Origin of the sequence: Pseudomonas sp. B21-019 (genome assembly GCF_024749225.1) — a bacterium.
Taxonomy (GTDB): Bacteria; Pseudomonadota; Gammaproteobacteria; order Pseudomonadales; family Pseudomonadaceae; genus Aquipseudomonas.
In genome coordinates this window covers 1,583,129-1,602,034 of sequence record NZ_CP087193.1, presented here as the reverse complement: position 1 = coordinate 1,602,034, position 18,906 = coordinate 1,583,129, and the positions used below count along the sequence as shown (strand labels likewise).

At 60.3% G+C, this 18,906-nt stretch carries 19 protein-coding genes; 7 read left to right on the top strand and 12 right to left on the bottom strand.

The window, feature by feature from the left end; genetic code table 11:
• Window positions 1–128: 128 nt before the first annotated feature.
• Window positions 129–980, top strand: coding sequence for an EF-hand domain-containing protein (gene xopAW / locus LOY36_RS07110; RefSeq protein WP_258672761.1), 852 nt, complete (start codon window positions 129–131; stop codon window positions 978–980).
• Between the two features lie 38 nt (window positions 981–1,018).
• On the opposite strand, the gene LOY36_RS07105 is transcribed toward xopAW, so the two are convergent.
• The 10 genes from LOY36_RS07105 to LOY36_RS07060 all read right to left on the bottom strand — a co-directional run bounded on the left by LOY36_RS07105 (window position 1,019) and on the right by LOY36_RS07060 (window position 9,811).
• A complete protein-coding gene (locus tag LOY36_RS07105) occupies window positions 1,019–2,074 on the bottom strand; it encodes an AI-2E family transporter (RefSeq protein WP_018926272.1) in 1,056 nt (351 codons plus the stop codon).
• A gap of 69 nt (window positions 2,075–2,143) precedes the next feature.
• Entirely contained in the window at window positions 2,144–2,950 is an 807-nt protein-coding gene (locus LOY36_RS07100) for a DUF4892 domain-containing protein (protein ID WP_258672760.1), read from the bottom strand.
• A gap of 8 nt (window positions 2,951–2,958) precedes the next feature.
• Complete coding sequence (locus tag LOY36_RS07095) at window positions 2,959–3,618, bottom strand: glutathione S-transferase family protein (protein WP_258672759.1); 660 nt, start codon at window positions 3,616–3,618, stop codon at window positions 2,959–2,961.
• 50 nt (window positions 3,619–3,668) lie between these two features.
• Window positions 3,669–4,523, bottom strand: a complete 855-nt coding sequence (locus LOY36_RS07090) for an alpha/beta hydrolase (RefSeq protein WP_230174672.1) — start codon at window positions 4,521–4,523, stop codon at window positions 3,669–3,671.
• On the bottom strand, window positions 4,520–5,326 hold the full coding sequence (locus LOY36_RS07085; RefSeq protein ID WP_258672757.1) for an alpha/beta fold hydrolase: 807 nt from the start codon (window positions 5,324–5,326) through the stop codon (window positions 4,520–4,522). Before LOY36_RS07085 ends, LOY36_RS07090 begins: the two co-directional genes overlap by 4 nt.
• 279 nt (window positions 5,327–5,605) lie before the next feature.
• Window positions 5,606–6,049, bottom strand: coding sequence for a hotdog fold thioesterase (locus LOY36_RS07080; protein ID WP_258672754.1), 444 nt, complete (start codon window positions 6,047–6,049; stop codon window positions 5,606–5,608).
• A gap of 32 nt (window positions 6,050–6,081) precedes the next feature.
• A complete protein-coding gene (locus tag LOY36_RS07075; protein WP_258672752.1) occupies window positions 6,082–7,749 on the bottom strand; it encodes an AMP-binding protein in 1,668 nt (555 codons plus the stop codon).
• Between the two features lie 207 nt (window positions 7,750–7,956).
• Window positions 7,957–8,409, bottom strand: coding sequence for a phosphohistidine phosphatase SixA (gene sixA / locus LOY36_RS07070; RefSeq protein ID WP_258672750.1), 453 nt, complete (start codon window positions 8,407–8,409; stop codon window positions 7,957–7,959).
• The gene (locus tag LOY36_RS07065; RefSeq protein ID WP_007937595.1) at window positions 8,406–8,753 is read right to left on the bottom strand and encodes a DUF4389 domain-containing protein; all 348 of its coding nucleotides are present in this window, start codon (window positions 8,751–8,753) and stop codon (window positions 8,406–8,408) included. The genes sixA and LOY36_RS07065 overlap by 4 nt, the downstream gene beginning before the upstream one ends.
• Window positions 8,754–8,788: 35 nt before the next feature.
• Window positions 8,789–9,811: an NAD(P)H-dependent glycerol-3-phosphate dehydrogenase gene (locus tag LOY36_RS07060; RefSeq protein ID WP_007937592.1), complete on the bottom strand. Its 1,023-nt coding sequence runs from the start codon at window positions 9,809–9,811 to the stop codon at window positions 8,789–8,791.
• Window positions 9,812–10,007: 196 nt separating this feature from the next.
• On the opposite strand from LOY36_RS07060, the gene LOY36_RS07055 reads away from it, so the two are divergent.
• The 6 genes from LOY36_RS07055 (at window position 10,008) to LOY36_RS07030 (ending at window position 17,417) form a co-directional block, all read left to right on the top strand.
• Complete coding sequence (locus LOY36_RS07055) at window positions 10,008–12,125, top strand: TonB-dependent siderophore receptor (protein WP_258672748.1); 2,118 nt, start codon at window positions 10,008–10,010, stop codon at window positions 12,123–12,125.
• Between the two features lies 1 nt (window position 12,126).
• Window positions 12,127–13,059, top strand: coding sequence for an ABC transporter substrate-binding protein (locus LOY36_RS07050; RefSeq protein ID WP_258672746.1), 933 nt, complete (start codon window positions 12,127–12,129; stop codon window positions 13,057–13,059).
• Window positions 13,056–14,957 carry an ATP-binding protein gene (locus LOY36_RS07045; RefSeq protein WP_258672745.1) on the top strand — a complete coding sequence of 634 codons (1,902 nt, stop codon included), beginning with the start codon at window positions 13,056–13,058 and terminating at the stop codon, window positions 14,955–14,957. The genes LOY36_RS07050 and LOY36_RS07045 overlap by 4 nt, the downstream gene beginning before the upstream one ends.
• A gap of 245 nt (window positions 14,958–15,202) precedes the next feature.
• Window positions 15,203–15,718: a 3-hydroxyacyl-[acyl-carrier-protein] dehydratase FabA gene (gene fabA / locus LOY36_RS07040; RefSeq protein ID WP_258672743.1), complete on the top strand. Its 516-nt coding sequence runs from the start codon at window positions 15,203–15,205 to the stop codon at window positions 15,716–15,718.
• Window positions 15,719–15,729: 11 nt separating this feature from the next.
• Window positions 15,730–16,950: a beta-ketoacyl-ACP synthase I gene (fabB, locus tag LOY36_RS07035; RefSeq protein ID WP_019650386.1), complete on the top strand. Its 1,221-nt coding sequence runs from the start codon at window positions 15,730–15,732 to the stop codon at window positions 16,948–16,950.
• Between the two features lie 278 nt (window positions 16,951–17,228).
• A complete protein-coding gene (locus LOY36_RS07030; protein WP_018926287.1) occupies window positions 17,229–17,417 on the top strand; it encodes a hypothetical protein in 189 nt (62 codons plus the stop codon).
• Between the two features lie 66 nt (window positions 17,418–17,483).
• Here the strand turns inward: LOY36_RS07030 and LOY36_RS07025 are convergent, their stop codons facing one another.
• On the bottom strand, window positions 17,484–18,026 hold the full coding sequence (locus tag LOY36_RS07025; RefSeq protein WP_018926288.1) for a DUF2058 domain-containing protein: 543 nt from the start codon (window positions 18,024–18,026) through the stop codon (window positions 17,484–17,486).
• A 25-nt stretch (window positions 18,027–18,051) separates the two neighbouring features.
• On the bottom strand, window positions 18,052–18,885 hold the full coding sequence (gene mazG, locus LOY36_RS07020; RefSeq protein ID WP_019650384.1) for a nucleoside triphosphate pyrophosphohydrolase: 834 nt from the start codon (window positions 18,883–18,885) through the stop codon (window positions 18,052–18,054).
• Window positions 18,886–18,906: the final 21 nt, after the last annotated feature.

Below are 18,906 nucleotides of genomic sequence, written 5' to 3'. Positions count from 1 at the left end.
GATCCGGGTCTGACTGGATAAGTTGTGTGTACCCATCGGTACAAATCCCACATACCCACGACAACTTGCCCCTTGAGGCTGCATAAGCCGGTGCACCCACCGGTTTCCCATTCCAAGGAGTGAGCACAATGATCGGTAGTGTCAGCAGCTACACGAGCTATACCAGCACCAGCAGTACCGCCACCAACAGCGCCCGTAGCCAGCAATTCCAGAAAGAACTGCTCGCCAAACTCGACAACAACAGCGACGGTGCGGTGGATCAGGATGAGCTCAAGAGCGCCCTGTCGCAGAAAAACGACGATGGTCTGCTGGTCAGCCTGAGCAAGAACTTCAGCGACCTGGACAGCGACAAAAGCGGCAGCCTGAGCAGCGAAGAGATGGCCGCGATGGCCCCTCCGACGCCACCGCCGCACGATCAGGCACCGAACACCGAGCTGGCCGATGCGCTGATCAGCGCTTTGGACAAAGACGGCGACGGCGCCATCAACAGCGATGAGCTGAGCAATGGCCTGACCAGTGCCGGCAGCACGGCCGACAGCTCGAAAATCTTCTCGGCCCTGGACAAGAATGAAGACGGCACCGTCAGCCAGGACGAACTCGCCGCCAGCCTGACCCCGCCGCCACCTCCACCTCAGCAGATGTCCAGCGAAGAGCTGTTCAGCCAACTCGATACCGACAGCGATGGCAGTGTCACGGCCACGGAACTGAGCAGCGCGTTGCAGGCAAGCGACAGCACTTCGTCGACCTCCACCGACACCAGCGCCGCGTTGCTCAAAGTACTCGATAGCGACAGCAGCGGTGGCGTCAGCAGCGATGAACTGAAAGCCGTCCTGCAAGCCGGCCGCGAGCAGAACTCCGACAGCTCCACCCATCAGTTCAACGTGACCGAAGCCCTGAACAAAATGATCGCCAACCTGAGCAAGCAGTATTCGCTCGACAACGTGGCGACCGTGGGCAAACACCTGAACGTGGCCACCTGAGTCAAAAAACTTCGCGGCCCTAAGACCCAACAAAAAACTTAGGGCCGGCGATCTTCAACCCGAGCCTGGCTCTTGCTCCAATCGGTCAACAGGCTGTAAGCCACGGCCAACAACGTCGGGCCGATGAACAGGCCGATAAACCCGAACGCAATCAACCCGCCAAACACCCCAAGCAGCACAATCACCAACGGTAAATTCCCGCCCCGGCTGATCAGGTACGGCTTAAGCACGTTGTCGACCCCGCTGATAATGAACGTGCCCCAGATCCCGAGGAACACCGCCATTCCGTACTCACCCTTCCAGGCCAGCCACGCCGTGGCCGGAATCCACACCAATGGCGGCCCCATCGGAATCAGGCTCAGCAAGAACGTCACGATCCCCAGCACCAGCGCCCCAGGCACACCGGCAATCAGGAAGCCGATCAACGCCAGCACCGCCTGCGCCGCCGCTGTGCCGATCACCCCGTTGACCACCCGTTGCACGGTGCCCGCCACCAGTTCGATGTAATACCCGGCGCGATCGCCAATCAGCCGCTCCAGCAACCCATGGACAAACACCGCCAAACGCGGCCCGTCCCGGTAGAAAAAGAACACAAACACGATACTCAGCGTCAACTCGAGAATCCCGCCGCCAATCTGCGCACTGCGTGCCAGCAACCAGTTACCGACCTGACCCAGATAGGGCTTGATCGCCAGCATCATCGCCGCACCTTGCTGATCGATGCTGTTCCAGATCCCTACCAACCGCTCGCCGACCAAGGGAATACCGCCAACCCAGGCCGGCGCTTCAGGCAGACCATCGACCTGCACATCCTTGATGAACGCCGTGGCATCGCGCACGTGATCCGCCAGGTTGAATCCCAGCCACACCAGCGGCACCGCCACCAGCAGCATCCAGCCGAGCGTCAGCAACAACGCCGCCAGGGATTCACGACCATTGAGCCAACGGGTCAACAGACGCATCAACGGCCAACTGGCAAACGCCAGCACCGCCCCCCAGAACAGCGCCGACCAGAACGGCGCCATTACCCATAAACTCGCGCCAAACAGCACCAGCAGCAGGATCTGCACCAACAGCCGATCGTTATTGACCATGTAAGATCCCGAAAAAAGTCAGTCCGCAAAGAGTAGGCAAATGCGCAGAACGCATTCGCCAAATGAAGCTTATCGCAACAGTTCGAAGTGCAGGCCAGAGCCTTCGACGCTGCCGGTTTCCATCCGCGCCGTGCGCACGCCCTGGCCGATCAGCGCCTGGCGCCAGGCTTCGGCACTGGTTCCGGAAATGCTGACCCGCAGCGTGGTGTCCAGGTTCAGGCCGCGAGAAATCAAACGCAACCAGGTGTCGTCAGGGACGCCGTCGAGTTTGGGGAAATCGAGTTTCCCGGTGCTTTTGAGCTGGCGCAGCAACGTCGCGGACGTCGGCAGCAAATCACCCAGTGGCGCCGAGGCATTGAACTGTTCGACGTGCAGATAAGCCCTGCGATTACCGCGAGTGATGCTGTAAAGCGCCACCAGCGTGTTGTCTTGAGGGGCCGCCAGACGCAGCAGCAAATAAGCCTGCTGATTATCGGCGCCATAGAGCTTGGCGTTGCCGAAGACTTCATTGGCCCACAGGCTGCTTTCCCCACAATCCCGGGCCTGACACCAGAACAACAGCTCGGCGCCCTGCTTCTGCAAGGCTTCGCGGGCGGCGGTGAAGGCATCGGTGGAGGAATGCTCCGGTGGCAATTCGTAGGTGACCGAGGTGGTTTGACCGCGAGCGGTGACCTGGCCGTCGAAACGCAATTGGCCGCTGATCTTGCGGATCGAACCCAGCGGGTAAATCCGCTCGAGTTCCACCGTCGGGCGATAGTCGACGATCTGCGCATCGGTCATGCGCGGCACGATAGGCAGGTCCTGACTGCCAGGAATGTCAGCGGCCAATAACCAGGGACTGAAACTGCACAGCGCCAGCAGAGTGAGTGAACGCATGGACAGGCTCATCGGATCAACATGGCCTGGGCACCCTTGATGACGCTGGCATCATCGATGCGCTCCGGCACCCGCAAACCGCGCTGCACCGCAGGGCGCGCCTCGAGGGCGGCTATCCAGCGCTGCAAGGCCGGCAAGCCGTCCACCGAGACACCGGACCAGTCGTGGCCGCGGACCCACGGAAAGGTCGCGATGTCGGCAATGCTGTACTCGCCCGCCAGAAACTCCACGGCTTGCAGACGTGTGTCGAGCACTTCATACAAGCGTCGGGTTTCATGTTGATAGCGGTCGATGGCGCCCTGGAGTTTTTCCGGAAAATAGCGAAAAAACACGTTGGCCTGGCCCTGCATCGGGCCGATGCCGCCCATCTGGAACATCAACCACTGCAACACCAGCGAGCGTCCTTTCGGATCCTGGGGCAGCAGTTTGCCGGTCATCTCGGCGAGGTAAATCAGGATCGCGCCGGACTCGAACACGGCGAAATCGCCATTGGCGCGGTCGACAATCGCCGGAATCCGGCCATTGGGATTGATCTTGAGGAACTCCTCGGACTTCTGTTCCTTTTTGTCGAAACTCAAGGCATGCACCGTGTAGGGCAGGCCGAGTTCCTCGAGCACGATAGAGACCTTGTGGCCATTCGGGGTCGCAGCGGTGTACAGATCTATCATGGTTGTCTCCCATTTCAACCCGCCCAGCCTCGACAGTTGCCCGACGCAAGTCAAGGAACGGCGAAGAACCGATTGAAACAGTCTGCGACAAGACCGGCACCGGGTTCGTCATTGAGGTGCAAGTGATGGCCGCCAGGCAACTGTTCATGGCTAAAGGGTAGACGTTCCAGCAACTCGGGATGTTTGGCGAGCATGCCGTCAGCCGCGACCACCAGGTGTGCAGGACAACTGACGCGCTGGACGAAAGCCATCGCCTGCTCAGTGGTCAGACGCAGCGGCGACGGTAGCGTCAGGCGGTTGTCGGTGCGCCAGGTATAACCGCCCGGCACCGGCATCAAGCCGCGCTGGGCCAGCAGTTCGGCGGCTTCGCGACTGACCGCCACCAAGCCTTTCATGCGCGCTTCGATGGCCCGGTCGAGGGTGTTGTAGACCGGTTTGCGTTTTTCCCGCAGATCCAGCTGAGCTTGCAGGGCCATGCCCATGCGTTCGGCAGCGTTTTCGCCTTTGTCTGTAGGAGGAATGATGCCGTCGATCAACGCCAGGTGAGTCACCCGCTCCGGCAACGACCCGGCCAGCACGAGCGAGACGATCGCCCCCAGGGAATGCCCCAGCAGCGCAAACCGCTTCCATCCCAACTGCTCGGCCACTTGCAGCACGTCGTGGGCATAGTCCCACAGCGCGTAACCGGCGCCGTTCGGCCGATGCCCCGAGTGACCGTGCCCGGCCATGTCCAGCGCGATGATGCGCAAGCCGTTGAGCTTCGGCGCCAGCCGGGCAAAGCTGTTGGCATTGTCCAGCCAGCCGTGCAAGGCAATCACCGGCAAGCCGTCCTCGGGACCGAACAGGTGTGCCGCCAACTCGATGTGCGGCAGGCTCAGGCGAACTTCTTCGACGACACTGTTCATGCGCAATCCTGTTGGCGGCGACTGTCCCAACGACTGAACAGGTTCTTCAGCAGCGTGGCCGTGTCTTGTGGACGTTCGAGGGGAAACATGTGGCCACCGGGCAGGGTCAAGGACTCGCCCAGCGGCATGCGCCCGACGGATCGGGCGTGATGACGCATCACCACGCGGCTCTTGTGTCCGCGAACCACTGCCAGCGGCACTTTCAACTGCCGCGCGCGGCCAGGGCTGGTGTGCGGTACGCCGCGGTAGATGCTGATTTCCGTAGCCGGGTCGAAACGCAGACGCAGCTTGTCGCCGACCTTTTGCAAACCATGTTGAAGATAGGCTTCGAAGCATTCCGGGTCGAAGCCACGAAACAGGGTTTTACCGGCGAAATACAGACGGGCCGCCTCCAGATCGGCGAACTCTTCCCGTCGCCCCAACGTGCGACCGGCCGGGGTCAGGCGATCGATAAAACCGAAGCGTTTGGCGGCACGGATTACCCATTGATCGGTGCGGGTCAGCACTGGTGAATCGAGCATGACCACGCCGCGATACAACTCAGGGCAACGCAACGCGGCGTGCAGGTGCAGCACGCCGCCGAAAGAGTGGCCGACGCCCCAGACCGGTTCCGGCTGTTGCTTGAGGTGATGAATCAGCTCATCCACCAGATTGTTCCAGTTATCGTCCGCCGGGAAACGCGGGTCATGGGCGTGCTGCTCCAGATGCGCCACCCGGTACTCCGGCGCCAGCGCCGCGAACAACTTGCTGTAGGTCCCCGAAGGAAAGCCATTGGCGTGGGCGAAAAATATCTGTTGCGACATACCGGCAGATCCATGTGCAAAAAACAGAGGTTGATTGTCCGTAAGACCGTGTCCTACAGCAATGACCGTAACTGACAGGAATGATGACAGTCGGGTCAAAGCTATAGGGATGCAGAAGAATAGACCGCCTTGTAGCAGCTGCCGAAGGCTGCGTTCGGCTGCGCAGCAGTCGTTAGACCATTCACCGCGGTGTTTCAGGAAGATTGAGATGGCAGGATTTACGACTGCTGCGCAGCCGAACGCAGGCTTCGCCAGCTGCTACACAGAGCATGCCGAAACTCATCGCGCCGGCGGTTTCTCCCCCAACGGCACCACCGCCATGGTCAGGCGCGACACACAACTGGCCTTGCCCTCATCACTGGTCAAGCGAATATCCCAGACATGGGTGGTGCGCCCGATGTGAATCGCCTTGGCCACCGCCGTCACCCGCCCGCTGCGCAGACCGCGCAAATGGTTGGCATTGATTTCCAGGCCCACGCAATAAAACTTGCTGGCGTCTATGCACAGGAAACTGGCCATCGAGCCAACGGTTTCGGCCAGCACCACCGAAGCGCCGCCGTGCAGCAAGCCATAAGGCTGGTGCGTACGGTGGTCGATGACCATGCTCGCGGTCAGGGACTCGTCATCGAAAGCTTCGAAGCGAATATCCAGCACTTCGCCGATGGTGTTTTTCTGGATAGCGTTCAACTGCTCGACGTTGGGAGTGGTGCGCCACAGACTCATCGTTGCGTTCCTTTGTTGGAGTTGTTCGTGACTCAATCCTGCCACAGCACCGCCTCGCTGCGCGCGCTCCATTCTTCGAAGCGCGCACCGTAAGCTGCTTCAATCATGTTGCGCTTGATCTTCAGGGTCGGTGTCAGGAAGCCGTTTTCCACCGCCCAACTGTCCTTGACCACCACCAGCCGACGCAAGCGTTCATGCCTGTCGAGGACGCCGTTGACCTCCTCCAGCAGTTGTTCCAGGCTTGAATGCAAACCCGCCCTCGCCGTCCCGCTGGCGTCCTGCTGACCGACCGCCGACAACACGCACAACCCCAGTGGCGCGCTCAAGCCATCGCCGACCACGCACACTTGTTCGATCCGCGAATGCACCGCCAGACGATTCTCGATTGGCGCCGGGGCCACGTATTTGCCTTTGCTGGTCTTGAAAATTTCCTTCAGGCGCCCGGTCAGGCGCAGGTTGCCTTCGGCGTCTTCCTCACCCTTGTCACCGGTGCGCAGGAAACCGTCCTCGGTGAGGGTTTCGGCGGTTTTCCCCGGTTCCTTGAAATAGCCGAGCATGGTCGCGCCGCTGCGCACCAGCACTTCACCTGATGGCTCAACCCGTACTTCGACCTCCGGGCATGGCTTGCCGATCCAGCCGGGGTTGTTTTGACCGGGCAGACCGATGTGAGAGTAACCGCAACTTTCGGTCATGCCGTACACCTCCAGCACGTCCAGCCCCAGTTTTCGATACCAGCTCAACAAGGTCTGCGGCACTGGCGCCGCGCCGGACAAGGCGATGCGCAAAGCGTCCAGCCCCAGCCCGGCGAGGACTCTGTGCCCTACCCGTTTACCGATGAAAGGCAGGCCGAGCAGGAAGTCGAGGCGTTTTGCCGGGATCTTGCTGTACACGCCCATCTGGAATTTGGTCCAGATGCGTGGCACGCCGAACAGCGCGGTCGGTCGGGCACGCTGCAAATCGGTGAGGAAGGTGTCGAGGCTCTCGGCGAAAAACACCGTTTGCCCGGTGTAGATCGCTGCCAACTCGACGAACATCCGTTCGGCGACATGGCACAGCGGCAGGTAGGACAGCAGGCGATCCGACTCATTCAAGCCGAACAACCGGGTGCCATGGGTGGTGGCAAATCCCAGCGTGCCGAAACTGTGCATCACGCCTTTGGGCTGGCCCGTGGTGCCGGAGGTGTAAATGATGGTCGCCAGTTGATCGGCGGCGGGTTTGGGGTCGTCCTGAATCGGTGAGCTGCGTTGCAGGTCGGCCCAGCTGAAATCGAAGGTGCCGGCCGGGCACAGCGGCAGGCTGATGGTCGGCAGGTCAGGCCTAATCCCGACGGACATGCCCGGCCAGTCATCCAGCTTGCCGATGAACGCCAGTGCAGCTTCAGAATGATCAAGTACCTGAGCCACGGATTCGGCGGTCAGATTGGGGTACAGCGGCACCGAGACATGCCCGGCCATCCAGATCGCCAGGTCGGCGATGATCCAGTGGGCACAGTTTTTCGAGATCAATGCGATGTGGCTGCCTTGCGGCAATTCGCGAGCCCGCAGCCAGTGGGCGGCACAGCGCGCCTGGTGACCGACGTCGGCCCAGGTCAGCGTCTCGACCTGGCCGCCCCCTGTCGGCTGAACCAGAAAGCGCTGGCGCGGATGACGGGCTTCGCGCTCGTAGAAGACGTCCAGTGGCAAACGAAAAGCAGCAGACATGCGACTTGCTCCCTTTTTTGGTCTGGAGCAAGCGTAGTCAACCAAGCAAGTGCTTGGTTGACTATTTGCGGGTGGAGCGAAGATCAACAGATCGTCCGAACGCGGCCCGAACCTTCGGCAGCTCCTACGGAATATGTGTCCGTCCGATGTTTCACGGGTGTACGTGATTCCCCTGTAGGAGTTGCCGCAGGCTGCGATCTGTTGCTTTTATGGGGTTTTGATGCCGTTGAGCTTCATCGCCCCGACCAGCAGTTCTTCGCCCTCAAGCTCCGCCAGCCCGGCGGTGCCGACTCGCTCCGGGTCTTGCACGTGACCATGCTGCAAATAGCCCAGCAGGTTACCGACCAGCGGGTTGTGGCTGACCAGTAGCGCGTGATCCACGGAAACCAACTGCTCCGCCACCGCTTGCGGATTATTGTCGGGCGTCAGCCATTCGACGGTGCGAATCTCCGGTGCAAAACCCAGTTCCTTACGCACCAGCATTGCGGTCTCCTGTGCTCGCAGGTAAGGGCTGGCATAAATGGCAGTCAGGTGTTTGCCCTTCAATTTGGCCGCGATGCGCTTCACCTCTTTGCGCCCCTTATCGGTCAGGGCCCGCTCGGAGTCCGGGCGGGTACCGTGAGGTTCGGCTTCACCATGACGCAATACCCAGAGTTTCATAGTTTCGGTTCCTCATCTCGGGCCGGATGCGGCGCCGGCGCCACAACGTGCGGGGCTTCACCTTCCGGTGTACGCGGCGCTGGCCAGTCGGCGAACGGCCAGGGCTTCTGGTCGCTGTGAAAGCTGCCGAAACGACCGATCTGCGCCAGAAACTGGCTCAGGCTGTCGCCGAAATTCATCAGGCTGGCGCTCGGTGCGCCATATATCAAACGATAGATCAGCTGCACCAGCACCACCGCGCCGAGGATCAATTGCGCCACTTGCCAGACCAGCACATAGACAATCATCCACAGCACTCGAAGCAGGATGGATTCGTATTTGCCTTCTACTTTCGGATCGTTCATGTCTGTCTCGCTCCCTGCTCGTATCGGTTAAGTGCTTAGAAACCACTGGGGGAAATAAAGTCCACGTCGGTTTTCGGTTCGCCACGCATCAACAACCCAATCACCTGATCCAGCGTGCGCCCTTCGAACAGGATCGCGTGCAATCCGGCGACCAGCGGCATATACACGCCGACCTCCTGAGCCTTGGCCTTGAGCACCTTGAGGGTGTTCACGCCTTCGGCCACTTCGCCCAGACGCGTCACCGCATCCTCCAGGCTCAAGCCCTGGCCGAGGGCAAATCCGACCTGATAGTTGCGGCTTTTCGGCGACGAACAGGTGACGATCAAGTCGCCGACGCCCGCCAACCCCAGGAACGTCATCGGGTTCGCGCCCTGGTTCACCGCGAAGCGGGTCATTTCCGCCAGCGCCCGGGTGATCAGCATGCTCTTGGTGTTCTCGCCCATGCCCAACGCCACCGCCATGCCGGCGATGATGGCGTAGACGTTTTTCAGCGCCCCGCCCAGCTCCACGCCAAAGCGGTCGGCGCTGGCGTACACGCGAAAGGTCCGGCCATGCAGCGCGGCCTGGACCTGCTGGCAAAGGTCTTCGTCTTCGCTGGCGACCACCGTGGCGGTCAGCGCGTGTTCGGCGATTTCACGGGCCAGGTTCGGCCCCGACAGCACGCCGATGCGCGCTTGCGGGGCGATGTCTTCAAGAATCTGGCTCATCAGCTTGAACGTATGGGCTTCGATGCCTTTGGTCAGGCTCACCAGCATTTTGCCGCTCAAAAGCTGAGCGTAAGGCGCCAGCACCGAGCGCAGTGCGCTGGAGGGCAGCGCGACGAAGCACAGGTCGCAGGCCTCCAGCGTGGCTTGCAGGTCTGTGACCGCCTCCACCGCAGCAAGAATCTTGATGCCTTTGAGGTAACGCGGGTTCTCGCGATCGACCCGAATGGCCTCCGCCTGCTCGGGGTCACGCATCCACAGACGGACCTGATGCCCGTTCTCGGCCAGCAGATTAGCCACGGCGGTACCAAAACTTCCGCCTCCCAGGACCGCAATTGGGCGCTGTTCAGTCATATGCAATCCGTTAATCCATACCAGTGGCGATGCCCGCATTATACGGAGCGGCCCAGTGGCGGCCAGCCCCGACATCAATTACCGGCACTTGTAGGAAGAAGACCAAGAAAACCGAGGAAAATGCCCACAACGTGACTGGAAAAGTCATTGCGCTCGGTTAACATGCGCGCCAATTAATCGCTATCAAGGCCGTGCCGTGTCTTTTGGCTCTCCCTCTCCTCGCTCGCCACTGGTGCTGGCGCTGTTTTTCAGCTCGCCTTTGCTGGCCGACGACCTGTTCCTGGACAACGATCCGTTGCCGCAAGTGCTCACCGCGACGCGCCTGAAGCAGTCGCCGGCGGCCGTGCCGGGCAGCATGACGGTGATCGACAGCGAACTGATCAACGCCAGCGGCGCGCGGGACATCAGCGAGTTGCTGCGGCTGGTGCCGGGGATGATGGTCGGCAATATCAGCGGCAACCAGGCAGCGGTGAACTACCACGGCACCAACGCCAGCGAAGCGCGGCGCATGCAAGTGCTGATCGACGGCCGCTCGGTGTACCGCGCGGGCCTGGCCACGGTGGACTGGAGTGATATTCCGGTGGCCATGGAAGACATCGAGCGCATCGAGGTTTTCCGTGGCCCGAACACCGTCAGCTACGGCGCCAACGCGCTGATGGCGGTGGTCAATATCATCACCCGCAAACCGGCCGACAGCCACGGCACGCGGCTGAAAATCACCCGAGGCCAACGCGGCATCAACGATTTCTACGCCAGCCAGGGTATGGGCTGGGACAGCGGCGACTTGCGCCTGTCACTATCCGGCCAACAAGACGATGGGTTCGACTCGGACCGCACCGGCGCCGATTATCGCGACAACCGTCGCTTGAATCGCTTCAGCCTCGCCGTCAGCCAGACGCTCAATGAGAATCAGAGCATCGATTGGCAACTGAACGCCAAGGACGGGACCAACCAGCGGCCCTATACCTACCGCCCAGTGTTCTCAGGGATTACCGCCGCTGGGAACAATTCCGACGTCATCGCCAAGGACTACGCCGGCTCGCTGCGCTGGAACCTGGACATCAATCCTGATCACAGCCTTTATATTCAAGGCTCGGCGCAACACTGGGATCGTCAGCAGACTTGGCGTGCCTGCGATGCCGAAATCTCGTTCAGCCCGGAGCTGACCCAACTTTGGCAGCTCAATCCCAATTACACCGAACGCCTGGCGCGCAACATCGCTCGATTCACCGGCGCGCCCCCCGGTACAGCGGCAGAACAAGACCTGGCCAATCAGGTTCTGGCGCAATGGCGAAACGGCGCGAACAAAACGCTGTGCGGCGACATCGACCAGAGTGCCCGAGAGTCGCGCTACGACCTCGAACTGCAAGACACCCTCAGCCTGTCCGACACGCTGCGGCTGGTCAGCGGCATGAACTATCGTTACGACCGGGCCGATTCCGAGACCTACTTCAATGGCACGCTCGACGACACCACCTGGCGGGCGTTCGGCCAACTCGAGTGGCGCGCCACCGAGCACTGGTTGCTGCAGGGCGGGGCGATGTTCGAAGACACGCAATTGACTGGCAGCTCGCTGACCCCGCGGGTGGCGGTCAACTATCTGATCAACCCGCGCCACGGTTTGCGCGCGGTGTATTCAGAAGCCGTCCGCTCGCCGGACATGTTCGAGAACAGCGTCAACTGGAGTTACCAGGTGACCAACTTGCAACCTAGTGCCTATGGCCAGACCAGCGCCCGCTATTTCGTCAGGACCCGTGGCCCGGGTGACCTCGAACAGGAACGCATGCGCTCCCGGGAATTGGGCTACAACGGCTACTTCACAGACTGGGGACTGACGGTCGATGTGAAGCTGTTCTACGACGAAATCAACGGCATGATCAGCGAACCGCTGCGCAACAATCAGTACATTGCCAGCAACTCGAACAGCTCACGATTCTCGGGGACGGAAACCCAACTGGACTGGCGCGTCAGCAGCACCGATCGTCTGCGCCTGACGTACGCCTATGTCTATGCCGAGGCGAGCAACCCGCTGGATGCACAACAAACGGCGCGCAACAGCGGTTCCGCCGGTTGGCTGCGCAACTGGGGCCAGGGCTGGAACAGTGCGCTCTTCTACTATGGCGCCGACGCCCTCAACGGTTACCGCTTCGAACGGGTCGACACCCGCATCGCCAAACGCATCGGCCTGGGCAAGGCCAATCTGGAGCTGGCCGGGATCCTCCAGCAACGCCTCGACAATCAGCCCACCACTTTCGTCGACAACAACTACGACGAACGCCGAGTGCTCTACTTCAGCGCGGAGCTGGAGTTTTAAGATGCCGTATTGCCCGTCACGGAAGACGCCAACTCTTGGCCGCCTGCTGGCCGGATTGTGCCTGGTGTTTGCCGGGCTGCTGTGCACTCTGCCGGCCCGGGCCGCCGACATTCTGCTGACCGGCGCCGAAGACAGCCCAGGCGTGCAGTCTTTCGTCCAGGCCCTGAGCGAGTTGCGCCCCACAGACAGCGTGCGTTTCCAACCGGTCGCCAGCCTGCCGGCGCCAAATCAACTGCCCACCGGCACCCGCCTGATTCTGCTCGACTTGCAAAGCCTCGACTGGCGCCTGCAAGACGCCCAAGGCCCGGCAACGCTGGTGCTGCGCATCAGCCGTCTGCAAGCCCACCAACGCTTTGGCGATGTTTCGCCACCGCACCTGAGCCTGCTCTGGAGCGATCCGCCGCTGGATCGACAATTGCGCCTGACCCGACTCGTCCTGCCCGAGGCTCGACGGGTCGGCGTGCTTTTCGACAGCCACAGCGAATTCCTGCTGAAGGAACTGCATCAGGCTGCCCTGCCCCTGGGCCTTGAGGTGGTCACCGAGCGCTGGGACAACACCAATGACAGTCGCCCGTTGCAGGCCCTGCTGAAAAACAGCGATGTGCTGCTGGGCCTGGATGATCCTGATCTGTACAACCCCAAAACCGTGAAAAACCTGCTGCTCAGCAGCTATGCACGGCAGCTGCCGCTGATCGGCCCCAATGCCGCCTTCGTCAGGGCGGGCAGCCTCGCCAGCACCTACAGCGACCAGAGCGATTGGCTGAAGATTCTCGACGAACTGCTCGACCGCCCCTCCAGCACCTGGCCGCGCACCCTTTATCCGCAGCACTTCAAGGTCTTGAGCAACCCGCAAGTGGCTCGTTCATTAAGCATTGAACCGATGAATGAAGCCTCTGTCGCAACACAGCTGGCCGAAGGAGAACATCGCCCATGACCTTCCATAGCGGTTGGGACATCAATACCCGTACCCAGATCATCAGCCTCGGCCCGGCGCTGCTGCTGACGTTGCTGTTGATCAGTTTCTTCACCTTCGTGCGAATCCAGGACCTGCGCCAGGAACTCAACCACACTGGTCAACTGATCGCCAACCAACTGGCGCCGGCCACCGAATACGGGGTGATCTCGGGTAATAACGACGTGCTCGAGAGTTTGCTCAAAGCCACCCTGGCCACGCCCAATGTGCGTTTTCTGGAGGTTCAGGACAGCACCAACCGGGTTCTGGTGTACGTCGAACAACCGTCGGAAACCCACAATCGTTCGCACCAGGTCGAAGTGTTCCAGGCACCGGTGCGGCTGCAACGCATCGCGCTCAACAACGACTTCTTCCAGAACAGCCGCACCGCCCCCACGAAGCCGGGAGAGGATTACCTGGGCCGGGTGATCGTCGGTCTGTCCAATGACGCCTTCAACCAGCGCCAGCAGGAAATCCTGTTCAAGGCCGGGATCCTGGCCCTGTTCGCCCTGCTGTTTACCTTTCTGCTGGCTCGGCGTCTGGCCAGCAGCCTGTCGCAACCGATCCACGACATCGGCAATGCGGTCAAGGCGATCCAGAAAGGCGACTACAAAACGCCCCTGCCGATTGTCGATGACGCCGAACTGGGCGCCCTGTCGCAACACATCAACAACCTTGCCCAGGGCCTTGAACAAGCCAGCCGCGAACAGCATCAGGCCATGGCGCAATTGATCCAGACCCGAGAGGAAGCGGAAAAGGCCAACAACGCCAAATCCGATTTCCTGGCGATGATGAGCCATGAGCTGCGCACGCCGATGAATGGCGTGCTGGGCATGCTGCAACTGCTGGAAACCACCGCGATGACCGAGGAACAGATCGAGTACGCCGCGCTGGCTTCTGAATCGACTGAACACCTGCTCAAAGTGATCAACGACATTCTCGACTTCTCGCGCATCGAACGCTCGGAACTGGAGCTGGAGCACATTGCATTCAACCTCGCGGACCTGATCACCAGTTGCGCCCAGTCGTTCCAGCACAGCGCAGTGCAACGCGGGCTTGACCTGCAACTGCAGATCCCCGAGGACATGCGCGCCCTGCAGGTTCAGGGCGACCCGACGCGGATCCGGCAGATCCTGGTCAACCTGGTGGGCAATGCGCTGAAATTTACCGAACGGGGCCGCGTCACGATCGAACCGCAGTGGCAGTCGCTGGATCACGAATTGCTGTGGTTCACCTGCACCGTGCGCGACAGCGGGATCGGCATCCCGGCCGAAAGCCTGGAATTGATGTTCAACGCGTTCCAGCAGGCCGACAGTACTATTTCAAGACGTTACGGTGGCACCGGGCTGGGGTTGCCGATTGCCCGCACCCTGGCAGAACGAATGGGCGGCACCTTGCGTGCTCAGAGCGAAGAAGGCGTCGGCTCGGTGTTCACCCTGGAAATTCCTTTGGCGCTGTATAAGCAGTCGTTGCCGGTGCTGACGCCGCGAGTACATACCGGCAATGGCCACGGCGAAGGTCGCAATGTGTTGCTGGTGGAAGACAACCCGGTCAACCGCACCGTCGTCGAAGCAATGTTGCGCAGCCTGGGCTTTACTGTCAGCGTCGTCACCGATGGTGCACAAGCGGTGCGCAGCGCCGAGAGCCTGATTTTCGAAGCGATTCTGATGGATTGCCGACTGCCGGTCATTGACGGCTACGAGGCCACCCGACAGATTCGCCAACTGCCCGGCTGCGCTGACGTGCCGATCATTGCCCTGACGGCCAACGCCTTGCAGGGCGATCGTGAAGCCTGTTTGTCCGCGGGAATGAACGATTACCTGGCCAAGCCCTTTAAACGCACTGATCTGCAGCAAATTCTGCAGCGTTGGGTGCAGTAGTGCAGGCCTTTCGACGATCTGCGACTGGCGTGAAAGACGAAAGTGCGGCAGTCTTAGGCACCCGAACAGGCCCTAAAAGGGGCTTGAATAATAATTTCAGTGCACAAGTGTACATTCATGTCCTTGGTGCTGTGACTTTCACTACAACGCAATAGTCTATGAGTAGGCTGCTGACTCGAGGCATGAACGCTTCGATCGGCCGGGAAGATTCGCCCCCCTGCCGCATGGACTATTGAGGAGCTCGCATGACCAAACAAAACGCCTTTACTCGGGAAGACCTGCTGCGCTGCAGTCGTGGTGAGCTGTTCGGCCCGGGTAACGCGCAACTGCCCGCCCCGAACATGCTGATGGTCGATCGCATCACCCTGATCTCCGAAGAGGGTGGCAAGTACGGCAAAGGTGAATTGGTCGCCGAGCTGGATATCACTCCTGACCTGTGGTTCTTCGGCTGCCATTTCGAAGGTGATCCGGTGATGCCGGGCTGCCTGGGCCTCGATGCCATGTGGCAACTGGTCGGTTTCTTCCTCGGCTGGCAAGGCCTGCCGGGCCGCGGTCGCGCCCTGGGTTCGGGCGAAGTGAAATTCTTCGGTCAGGTACTGCCGACCGCCAAGAAAGTCACCTATAACATCCATATCAAACGCGTCCTCAAAGGCAAACTGAACATGGCCATCGCCGACGGTTCCGTGACTGTCGACGGCCGCGAAATCTATACCGCCGAAGGCCTTCGGGTCGGCGTTTTCACCTCCACTGACAACTTCTAAGGGTTATCCGCATGCGCCGCGTCGTTATCACTGGTCTGGGCATCGTTTCGTGCCTGGGCAATGACAAAGAGACCGTCTCCGCTAACCTGCGTGCAAGCCGCCCTGGCATCCGGTTCAACCCGGAATATGCCGAAATGGGTCTGCGTAGCCAGGTTTCCGGCTCCATTGACCTTCCCCTCGAAGAGCTGATCGATCGCAAGATCTATCGCTTCGTCGGCCACGCGGCGGCTTACGCCTACCTGGCCATGAAAGATGCCATCGCAGACTCCGGTCTGACCGAAGAGCAAGTTTCCAACCCGCGTACCGGCCTGATCGCCGGTTCCGGTGGCGCCTCCACGCTGAACCAGATGGAAGCGCTGGACATCCTGCGCGAGAAAGGCGTCAAGCGCGTCGGCCCATACCGCGTAACGCGGACCATGAGCAGCACAGTTTCCGCTTGCCTGGCCACCCCGTTCAAGATCAAGGGCCTGAACTACTCCATCGCTTCTGCCTGCGCCACCAGTGCTCACTGCATCGGTACCGCCATGGAACAGATCCAGATGGGCAAGCAGGACATCGTATTCGCCGGCGGCGGTGAAGAAGAGCACTGGAGCCAGTCGTTCCTGTTCGACGCCATGGGCGCCCTGTCCAGCCAGTACAACGAAACCCCGGATAAAGCTTCCCGTGCCTACGACGCCAAGCGTGACGGTTTCGTCATCGCCGGCGGTGGCGGCATGGTCGTGGTCGAAGAGCTGGAACACGCTCTGGCCCGCGGCGCGAAGATCTACGCGGAAATCGTTGGCTACGGCGCGACCTCCGACGGCTACGACATGGTCGCCCCAAGCGGCGAAGGCGCCATCCGCTGCATGCAGATGGCCATGTCCACCGTTGACGCACCGATCGACTACCTGAACACCCACGGCACCTCGACTCCGGTCGGCGACGTGATGGAAATGAAAGGTGTGCGTGAAGTGTTCGGCGACAAGGCTCCGGCCATCAGCTCCACCAAGAGCCTGTCGGGTCACTCCCTGGGCGCCGCCGGCGTTCACGAAGCGATCTACTGCATGCTGATGATGGAAGGCAACTTCATGGCGGGTTCCGCCAACATCGACGAACTGGACCCGGAAGTGGCAGACATGCCAATCCTGACCAAGACTCGCGAAGACGCCACCATCAACACCGTGATGAGCAACAGCTTCGGCTTCGGTGGCACCAACGCCACGCTGGTACTGAAGCGCTGGCAGGGTAAGTAATACCCCGCCTACGCCACACATAAAAACGCCCCGACTGGTTCGGGGCGTTTTTTTTGGCCAGGTTTTATGTACGGCCGAACGGCCCTGAAAGCATGAAACATTTGTCATGAAACTCAACAGCCTGCGACTGAATGTCGCGTATATCGCGGGCTGCAGCACTTTCTTCGATTTTGCAAAAGTCCGTTACCGATTTCAGTCGTTTACTTAGCCAGCTAACAAAACTTATAACAAAGGCCTGCACACGCCTTGCTGCAGATAACAGAGATTGGAGCTAGCAGATGACTGTAAAAGTAACTGAACGCGACGATTCACATATGTCCCATGAAGGCATCGCCGCCGGTATCCGCATCTGGGATGTACATCAACAAGACCTGCTGGTCGGGATGTTCCACTCCGAGACCGAAGCCCACCAGTACAAGGCCGAACTGGAATCACTGGAGCAGCAACGCGAAGCGCGTTCTGCATAACCACCGCATTGAAAATGACAAACCCCGCCATGAGCGGGGTTTGTCGTTGTTGCAGCTGCTAACGGCTTACCACATCAGATCGTCAGGAATCTGATAGGCCGCGTACGGATCGTCTTCGGTGCTGACTTCTTCTGTCTTCACATTCAGCTGCACGATGCGCTGTGGATCGCGCTCCTGGATCTTCAGGGCCGCTTCACGAGGGATCACTTCGTAACCGCCGGCGTGATGCACGATCGCCAGGGAACCGCTGCTGAGCTTGTTGCGCATCAGGGTGTTGACGGAGATACGCTTGACCTTCTTGTCGTCGACGAAGTTGTAGTAGTCCTCGGTGTTCAGCTTGGGCAGGCGCGAGACTTCGATCAATTGCTTGACCTGGGCGGCTCGGGCCTTCTGCTCGGCCTTCTCCTGCTGCTGACGGTTGAGCTCCTGGTCGCGCTTGACCTTCTCGGCCATGGCTTCCTGAGCCGCACGCTGCTGGGAGTCATCGAGTTCGATCTGGCCTTTGTGGGCCAGACGCTGTTGTTTCTGTTTTTCTTTGCCGACCTGTTTGGCCTGCTTTTGGTTGACCAGCCCTGCTTTGAGCAACTGGTCGCGAAGGGAAAGGCTCATGGTGCTTACTCACTTAGGCAACAGCTCAGCCGCAGCTGGGCAAATTCTTTTCCTGACGTTTGGCTTCGCCCCACAAGGCGTCCAACTCTTCGAGGGTGCAATCTTCTATGGGACGGTGGGTGTCGCGCAATGCCTGTTCGATAAATCGGAAGCGTCTTTCAAATTTTGTGTTCGCGCCACGCAGTGCAGTTTCCGGATCGACCTTGAGGTGACGCGCCAGATTGACCACGGAAAACAGCAAGTCGCCGACTTCATCGGCAATCGCCGCCGAGTCATTGTCCGCCATGGCTTCGAGCACTTCATCGAGCTCTTCGCGAACCTTGTCGAGCACCGGCAAGGCGTCCGGCCAATCGAAACCGACCTGCCCTGCGCGCTTCTGCAGTTTTGCCGAACGGGACAACGCCGGCAGTGCCGCGGGTACGTCATCGAGCAAGGACAACTGCTCCGGCGCCGAAGACTTCTCGGCGCGTTCTTCGCCCTTGATCTCTTCCCAGCGTTGCTTGACCTGCTCTTCATTCAGACGCGGGACGTCCAGCGGCGCGTACAGATCACCGGTGGGAAATACGTGAGGATGACGGCGGATCAACTTGCGCGTGATGCTGTCGACCACGCCAGCGAATTCGAAGCGCCCTTCTTCCCGAGCCAGTTGGCTGTAATAAACCACCTGGAACAACAAGTCGCCCAACTCACCCTGCAAGTGATCGAAATCGCCGCGCTCAATAGCATCGGCAACTTCGTAGGCTTCCTCCAGGGTGTGCGGGACGATGGTGGCGTAGGTTTGCTTGATGTCCCACGGACAGCCGTACTGCGGGTCGCGCAGACGGTTCATCAGGTGCAGCAGGTCTTCAAGTGAATACATCTTTTATCAATCTCTACACCA